This is a genomic window from Bradyrhizobium sp. WSM1253 (genome assembly GCF_000244935.1).
Classification (GTDB): Bacteria; Pseudomonadota; Alphaproteobacteria; order Rhizobiales; family Xanthobacteraceae; genus Bradyrhizobium; species Bradyrhizobium canariense.
In genome coordinates this window covers 156,198-164,007 of the sequence record NZ_JH600072.1, presented here as the reverse complement: position 1 = coordinate 164,007, position 7,810 = coordinate 156,198, and the positions used below count along the sequence as shown (strand labels likewise).

Annotated in this window: 8 protein-coding genes; 4 read left to right on the top strand and 4 right to left on the bottom strand. The window is 56.7% G+C overall.

Annotated features, from left to right (window positions below):
• The 3 genes from BRA1253DRAFT_RS44190 to BRA1253DRAFT_RS00740 all read right to left on the bottom strand — a co-directional run.
• A partial coding sequence (locus tag BRA1253DRAFT_RS44190) for a hypothetical protein (protein WP_035992323.1) occupies positions 1–251 on the bottom strand: 251 nt, incomplete at its 3' end.
• 125 nt (positions 252–376) lie between these two features.
• Positions 377–991: an NYN domain-containing protein gene (locus BRA1253DRAFT_RS00745; RefSeq protein WP_009859282.1), complete on the bottom strand. Its 615-nt coding sequence runs from the start codon at positions 989–991 to the stop codon at positions 377–379.
• A gap of 379 nt (positions 992–1,370) precedes the next feature.
• The gene (locus BRA1253DRAFT_RS00740; RefSeq protein ID WP_009859281.1) at positions 1,371–2,459 is read right to left on the bottom strand and encodes a helix-turn-helix transcriptional regulator; all 1,089 of its coding nucleotides are present in this window, start codon (positions 2,457–2,459) and stop codon (positions 1,371–1,373) included.
• 627 nt (positions 2,460–3,086) lie between these two features.
• On the opposite strand from BRA1253DRAFT_RS00740, the gene BRA1253DRAFT_RS00735 reads away from it, so the two are divergent.
• Positions 3,087–4,025, top strand: a complete 939-nt coding sequence (locus BRA1253DRAFT_RS00735) for a metallophosphoesterase (RefSeq protein WP_009859280.1) — start codon at positions 3,087–3,089, stop codon at positions 4,023–4,025.
• Positions 4,026–4,032: 7 nt separating this feature from the next.
• Here the strand turns inward: BRA1253DRAFT_RS00735 and BRA1253DRAFT_RS00730 are convergent, their stop codons facing one another.
• Entirely contained in the window at positions 4,033–4,521 is a 489-nt protein-coding gene (locus BRA1253DRAFT_RS00730) for a CDP-archaeol synthase (protein ID WP_009859279.1), read from the bottom strand.
• Between the two features lie 311 nt (positions 4,522–4,832).
• Here BRA1253DRAFT_RS00730 and BRA1253DRAFT_RS00725 point away from each other — a divergent pair, with 311 nt between their 5' ends.
• From BRA1253DRAFT_RS00725 to BRA1253DRAFT_RS00715, 3 genes are all read left to right on the top strand, one after another.
• Positions 4,833–5,771: a metallophosphoesterase gene (locus BRA1253DRAFT_RS00725; RefSeq protein WP_009859278.1), complete on the top strand. Its 939-nt coding sequence runs from the start codon at positions 4,833–4,835 to the stop codon at positions 5,769–5,771.
• A 1,045-nt stretch (positions 5,772–6,816) separates the two neighbouring features.
• Entirely contained in the window at positions 6,817–7,026 is a 210-nt protein-coding gene (locus BRA1253DRAFT_RS40820) for a hypothetical protein (RefSeq protein WP_245285829.1), read from the top strand.
• Between the two features lie 488 nt (positions 7,027–7,514).
• The coding region (locus BRA1253DRAFT_RS00715; RefSeq protein ID WP_009859275.1) for a hypothetical protein at positions 7,515–7,810 on the top strand (296 nt) is incomplete at its 3' end.

Below are 7,810 nucleotides of genomic sequence, written 5' to 3'. Positions count from 1 at the left end.
GAGCCATGACTTTCGTAAACGTAGCGAAGGTGCCAGACCGGACCGAGTTCCGGCGAAAGGGCAAAGTCGTCCAACGCACGTGCGATGTTGTGAACGGCATCGCGTCGTCCGATCGGTGCGGAGAACATCGTCTCTATCAGCAGGGCCAGGCTCATGCCGCCGACCAGCATGGCTCGTGCAGCTTCGTCGGCGTGAGAAAGCCGGAGGGCGGTCACGATCACGGCAATAGCGTCGGGGTTCTTCAGAGCCACCGCAGGTTCGCTTCGCCAGCAAAAAACATGATGCAGGATGCTACCCCTTTCATGCAAGCGACAACGAGCCGACGCCAACATATCTCAACCGACAAATGTCGGAATGCGGGCGCCGCCTTTAGGGTCTAGTCGTGCGGCTCGTTTCCCTTCGGTTCCTGCAAGAATTTTGGCATGTGTCCACGCGCTCCACGGTCACGCGGGGCGGGGCGTTCGGACGGGTCGCGGCCGAGCTTGGACTGCAGCTCGACGAGGTCGGTGAAGACGTCGGCCTGGCGACGCAGCTCGTCGGCGATCATCGGCGGCTGGCTCGCGATCGTGGAAATCACGGTGACCCGCACGCCGCGGCGCTGAACGGCCTCGACCAGGGAGCGGAAGTCGCCGTCACCCGAGAACAGCACCATCTGGTCGATGTGCTCGGCGAGCTCCATGGCGTTCACGGCGAGCTCGATGTCCATGTTGCCCTTGACCTTGCGGCGGCCGGAGGCGTCGATGAACTCCTTGGTCGCCTTGGTGACCACGGTGTAGCCGTTGTAGTCGAGCCAGTCGATCAGCGGCCGGATCGAGGAGTATTCCTGATCCTCGATGATCGCGGTGTAGTAGAACGCCCGAAGCAGCGTCCCGCGGCTCTGAAACTCCTTCAGCAGACGCTTGTAATCGATGTCGAAGCCCAGAGTTTTCGCCGTCGCGTAGAGATTGGCTCCATCGATGAAGAGCGCGATCTTGTTAGTAGTGGAGGCCATTTTTGCTTTCGGAGGTACTTTCTGAGGAAATGAGAGTGGGGAAGAAATGCGTCGCTGAAGACTAAATATGAAAGGTGGTTGTAGCATAGTTGCCATGGACGAGGTGCGCTAGGCGGTTGAAAAGGGGATTCTCCATTGTGCCCTTGTGCCTCCAGATCGCCGGCGTCAATTTTGTCGTTTTTGCCCGCACCGATTCAGGCTGGTTTTGCCACATCGTCCGGCAGACTACAGGGCGCGCGAGCCGCACGTAGCATCGTCTCGGATGAGTGCGGATCTCGTAAGTGACGCAAGTGAGCGTGGCCGGCCTGCGGCGCAATGGCCTCGACGATTAGCGTGAATCGTTCTTACCGGTTTAGATGGCGTCGCCGAGCTAGAGTCATCACTTCTTCGGAACGAGGTTCGACAGCATCATCACCAATTGAGCCTGGCGGTTTGTCCCCGTTTTCATAAACACAGACTTCAGTTGATTGCGCAGGGTCTGCTTAGAAAGTCCTCGCTCTGCCGCAAAATTTTCCAAATCCTTGCCGCTCGCAAGAGCTACTGCGAGCCGGGATTCTGCGGCCGTCAGCTCGAAGGCCTCGCGCAGAGTCATCATACCCGCTGACTGCATCAGGTCGGTGTCGGATATAACTAGTATTGCGTGGAAGAGGGAAAGGGGAGAGTCAGTTAGACCAGTAAGCCGCATAGGGTAGATGACCAGTCGGCCACCTGAAATTTTTTGTAGAACTATGGGCGCGATAGTGAAGGCTTCAAGGCTCCAGAACAGAGCTCTGATCGCGTTCTGCAGGAGTTCATTTGATTTCGGATCTTGGCAGCGAATGCGTCCTGCTGAAATCTGCAGATCCACTCCGATTAGTCGCTCCGCCGCCGGATTGACGCGAACCACGTGGCCCGACCGGTCAAGCAGAAGTGCCGCGCGCTCGGAAAAATCGAAGGCACTTAGTGCTGATTCCCCTTTTGCCAGGCCGAGCGCTGCGCAAGTCTGAACGACCGAATCCAGACGGTTGGACAACTCGGAAAGAGCTTGCAATTCTCTCGCGGAATAAGAACCTTGATCTGGCGTCCTTTGTAAGCTCAAATTCCAAACCAGATCTCCCCGGCCGATCCGGACGCCTGCCCAACCGCTGAGATTACAGTTCCGAAGGAACTCTTGATAAAACGGCGAACGCTTGCGTGCGTCTAATGGCATGCAGTCGTTGTCCGTCGCCACTCCGTTGGCCAAGAAGGCGGCCTTCCCGCGGTAGCGCTCGTCGCGGCTTTGCCATCCGTCCCTGACGTACACATTTGCGCTGCGATCCATGGAAGGAGTAGCAGCAACGATCGGCAATGCTCCGATCACTGGTAACAGGACCGCGCCATACGACCCAGTGCATTCCGCTGCCGTCTGCAATGCCTCTGTCCACAGAGAGGGCTCGATCGCGGCGGCGGCCAACACGCGGCTAAGTCGGTGCAGATCAAACGGTTCCATCCACCATTCCGACGTGTCGAATGTGCCGCAGCACCTCTAAAGGCGTAGCCCAATTGGGCCATGCTGACTCAGGACATCCGCATTATCAAGGGGTTGGGGCAGCCCCGCGAGACCCACTTCGGCAAGGCGAGAGCAAAATGACCATCATGGAAGTTGGCCACGGTCGTACAGGGGCCGTAGCGACCGTCCCTTTGGGCAATGCGGGCTGGTCCGCTGTTCACGATTTTCGCTGTGCATGAGCCCGTATTCATGAACAGCTACGAATACAACTCCTATCGGAATAGAACCAGTGACCTACCAACCTTTGACATCGATGTTCAGCGCAGGGGGCGACGTTGGGGCTGGTTCATTCGGACGAGCTCGGGCGAATGCTTACTAGAGGGCCGAGAGCGCACTCGGGCGGAGGCGAGATATAGGGCGGCACGAGCCCTGTTTCAGCTATTGGCTTCCTCGCCCCACCAGAAAGCAGTCAAAGAAGCTCTACGCGCCGGCAGACCTAGTTAGTACACTTTCACACGTTAGCGCGACACGAGAAAAAAACCGAGGCATGCTCAAGGTAAATGCAACGTGTGCGCCGGTAACCGCACCTCCATGGAAGGTCGAGCCGATTTCAGAGGAAGTTGTTCCATGGACGAAGTGATCTTGCGCAAACTGGAGGAGCGTCTCGGACCGCTCCATGCGAGACAGCGATTGGGTATCGAGACGGACCACGAGGCACAAATCTTCGGCCGGGGGCTCCTCTCTTTTCACATAAGGAACTGGTATCCAGTCCATTCTGTCATTCGAAATGCACTTAAGCTGACCGGTCTCTACTGTCGCGGACGCCGAAATACAAGAAGCATACTCGTCAAGCGCAATGATGTTACGTTCAACGCGTTGCCACCGCTTTTCGACGGCTTCACCATACTCCACCTTAGCGACCTGCATGTGGACATGAATGAAGCTGCCATGCAGCGCTTGATCGAACTCGTCGGCGACATGCGCTACGATCTATGTGTTCTAACCGGCGACTATCGGGGGAAGAACTTTGGACCGTTCGAGGCAACCTTGAACGGCGTCGCACGAGTGCGAGCTCATCTAAAGAAGCCCGTTTATGGGGTTCTGGGCGACCACGATACCATCCAAATGGTTCCGGGGCTGGAAGCCATGGGAATACGTATGCTGTTCAACGAGAGCGAGGCGATTGTGCGCGGCGATCAGCAAATCTATCTAGCCGGGATCGATGACGCCCACTGCTTCAAGGCCGACGATATCGAAAAAGCTGCGTTGCAGATCCCGTATGGCGAGTTCTCCATTTTATTGTCACACACACCGGAGATTTATCGTCAGGCGGCTCATGCCGATTTTAATTTGTTGCTGAGCGGGCATACGCACGGTGGGCAGATCTGTCTGCCAGGATCTATTCCGATCATACTTGATGCAGACTTGCCTCGACGGATGGGGGCAGGAGCTTGGCAGTATCACGACATGGCTGGCTACACCTCTGTGGGTGCTGGATCGAGCGTCGTTCCTGTTCGTCTCAACTGTCCGCCAGAAATCACCCTGCACCGGCTTCGTTCGGGCTAACGGCGGGCTAATATGGTTCGTCGCGCAGGTTGGCTCGGAATAGAAAACGAGACAGAATTAGCGCGCCAATAAAAAAGACCCCGACGCCAAGCGCTATGTCTGCGATCGTCAATGAAAGAGCGTCGCGGCATGCCAGCATCGGAAATAGGGATTCGGGAATCTGATCGAGCCCGAGTGCCTGGCTGCTCGGCGGATAGTTTAGGCGGCGCTTCAGGAAGCTGGAGAACAAATCGCCCGCCATAGCCGCGCCCGCTACGATTGCACCGATCGTCGGATCCAGACCGATAAGCGGAGCGCTTGCTGTCGTGATGATGACTGAAATCAAAATACCGCGGATAGTTTTCGATGGCCCAAACAACGGCCTCCCATCAAACAATACGATGCCGGCATCCACCGGAAAGGAAAAACGTGGGCCAAAAATCTTCTTTGCAACGATCGGTGTGCCGTTCGCCAACGTCATTAAAACCAATAATTGCAGAATATGCAGAAATTGCATTTCTTCAGGTTAGCTTATAGTTGCATCCGACGGAAGTTCGATCTTCATTGACCATTGTGGGCGCCCTTCAGTGGGACGTCTTGCACCGGTCATTCAAGGCCCCCGGTCGTGCCTCATCCATAACCTGAAGTCGCTGTCGCTGCTCGGCCGCGCCGACGTGATCGAATAGCGATGCAGTTTGCTGCAGTGCACGAGCCAAATGACCCAACGCGATATTTAGTGGATGCGTGGGAATTAACCACTGTCGGGTTGACCTTGGCCTCATGAGAATACGCTATATCTACCCGAAGGCCGTTCAAAAGGACTAGCTGGTGGACGAAGACATTCTGCGCAAGCTCGAGATCCGTCTCGGCCCGCTCCATGCCCGGCAGCGATTGGGGATTGAGAGAGATCACGAAGCTCAGGTATTTGGCCAGGGCCTCACATTTTTTCACCTTGAAAACTCATCTTGGGCCGAGCGGATCATTCGAAATGTTCTGAAGGCAACGGGGCTTTACTGGCGTGCACGACAGAATGCAGAACGCATTCTCGTCAAACGAAACGAAATGAGGTTCAAGACATTACCGCCGCTCTTTGAGGGCTTCACCATTCTCCACGTTAGCGACCTTCACGTGGATATGAATGAAGTTGCCATGAACAGACTCATCGAGCTGGTTGGCAGCATGCAGTACGATGTGTGTGTCCTAACTGGCGATTATCGGGGGCGGACTGTTGGGCCGTTCCAGCCCGCACTGGATGGTGTCGCGCGAGTGGCAACTCATCTGAAACAGCCAATCTATGCGGTGCTCGGCAACCACGATACGATTCGAATGGTCCCCGGGCTCGAAGCTATGGGCATTCGCGTGCTGCTCAATGAATGCGAAACAATCGTTCGCAAGGACCAGCGGATCTATCTGGCGGGAATCGACGATGCACATTTCTTCAGAGTGGACAACATCGAAAAGGCCGCTCTCTCGATACCCCGCGGTGAGTTCTCGATCTTGTTGTCTCACACACCGGAGGTCTATCGTCAGGCTGCGCATGCCAACTTTGATCTGATGCTGAGCGGACACACCCACGGCGGTCAGATTTGTCTCCCCGGATCCATTCCCATCAAGCTTGAGGCGGTGCTGCCAAGGCGGATGGGGGCTGGGCCTTGGCAGTACAGAGATATGACCGGCTATACTTCCGTTGGTGCGGGCTCGAGCGTCGTTCCCGTGCGCCTCAATTGCCCGCCGGAAATTACCTTGCACAATTTACGCCGCGGCTGACGCTGACCTAATGCGGTTCATCACGTACACGAGCCTGAAACAAAAGTCGGGCGGGAGTAGCTCGCCGACGAAAAATACCCCAACACCCGAGGCGCTCTCGGCAATCGAGACTTCCTTCTAAACCGGCCCTATGGCGCCAGTGACGGGGAGAATGGCAACGTGCTACCTGACATTTCGTTTCGAAGTCTTTCTTGCTTTTCCACGCTGACGCCGTTTTCGAATCGGAGTGATCTAGCAAGTCATAGGCAGATGTGAGGTTTGGATCCGTGAACAGCTCCTCCACGGCACGGGAGTGCGATGAACGTGGGCGCTGTCATTCAACTCGCAATCTGCCCAATGCATGAGTCTCTTCTGGCCCGAACGCGAAGCCCAGACCGGCTCTGAAATCGTCCGGTTGTCGCGGTAGACCAGACGTGACCGGCGGCGGTCAGGACGGCGCCTGTTGACCCTTGCGGTCCTTGACGCGCAGCCAATCGAAGGGTGACCAGACCGGGCCTAGTACCCGCAATAGGATCTTAGCGATGGATGATGTCCGGCGGATATGATCGAAGAGGACGTCCAGCACAAATGTTGTCGCGAGCCTGCACCGCTTGCCGATGATACCCATCTGCCTCGTTCAGCAATCGATCAGAGATGTTGCATGACTGGCGGCTATTGTCCGCGTAGTTGAGCGTCGCCTCCGTGGAGACAGAGGCTTGGGCCAAGGCTCCGCAGCGCTGCCATGCCGGTGCACTCATCGCATGCTTCCAAGCCTCACTAGCTGCGTTGCGCAATCGCAACACTTCGGGGCACGGCGCCTGCGCTTTGGCCTGAACTCCGAGCCCGAGTAGCACGTTATCGTGACGGCCGGCACTCCTCTCAATGTCATCGGACTTCCTCCAAGCATTTATTTGCCCCAAGAGTTTCACTAACTCGGTGGGTTGCTGGTATCGGCGCTGACGATGGCAATCGGTCTGCGCACAGTGTCTTCGTTCCATTAAATGGAACCATCGGCATTCTTCGAAGGTGGGCGAAACATTTCGCATCCCTGAAACTTAAGTTAATCGTGAAAGGTCGCGATATGGAACCGACCAATCGAATATCGGACCCCATCGATCATAAGACTGCCCGCTCGATCTGTGACGAGGTGGGTGACAGATTGCAACAGAACTTATCTCGCGAAGCCTTGCCTCTGCCGCCCTACCTCGAACGTTTAGTCGATGAATTGCTCAAACAGGAGCGTCATGCAATTGATGGCGTCGCAGCCGCCCGCTAACCGTTTCCTTCATGCGACGCGGCGGGTAGTCGCGTCCGTCTGAGTGGTAAAGAAGAAGCCGTCGCCGTTCCAAACCGGCGGTGACCTTCCGCTAATCTTGTCGCTTGAGGCATCCCAGGCATGGCCGGCCGGCCGGACGCCAGAGTACGTGCTTGTTCAGTGAACGATCAAGCCGCGCTGTTTCCCCTGTTGGCCCGTAGCGACCAAAATCCGCGTCCATCTAGACTTCGGCAATCAGGGTGAGAGTGGACCTGTTGTGCTCAGCGGGAGTGTTTCGCATGTTTACCCGAAAGCGACGTATCAGGAGTCGCCCGCCAACTGGTCGAGAAGGTGTTGGCGCCCAACCATCGCCTCTCAGGCAACAGTCACGCGGTGTTGCAGCCGAACTTCCGATTATACGATCACGCAGCGTTATACACGGGAGCGAGTCTCGTATTGGCTTTGCGGGCCCGCCGCCCTAGAATCGCGGCGATCGCAGGATGGGCGGAATGCAGTATGTTTGCGACGCGCCGAAGGGTAAGACCTGGTTCCGTATCGAGACGGAAGGTGAAGCGGCGCAAGAGTCGCGCCTGATGCGCCACACAGTGGAGAAACATTTCTGCCGCGAGCGAGAGAAGGCAGTCCAATCCTGGCGTCCGGAGCAGCCCAACGCGATCGAGCGCGACATCGGCCTCGAGACCCATGTACAGCGAGAGATGCCGCTTTTCCTCACGTTTCGTGACAGGGAGGGTAATGCCTTGGCTACAGCAATGCTGCCACCGGGTGGCAAGGATCGCGGCGGGTT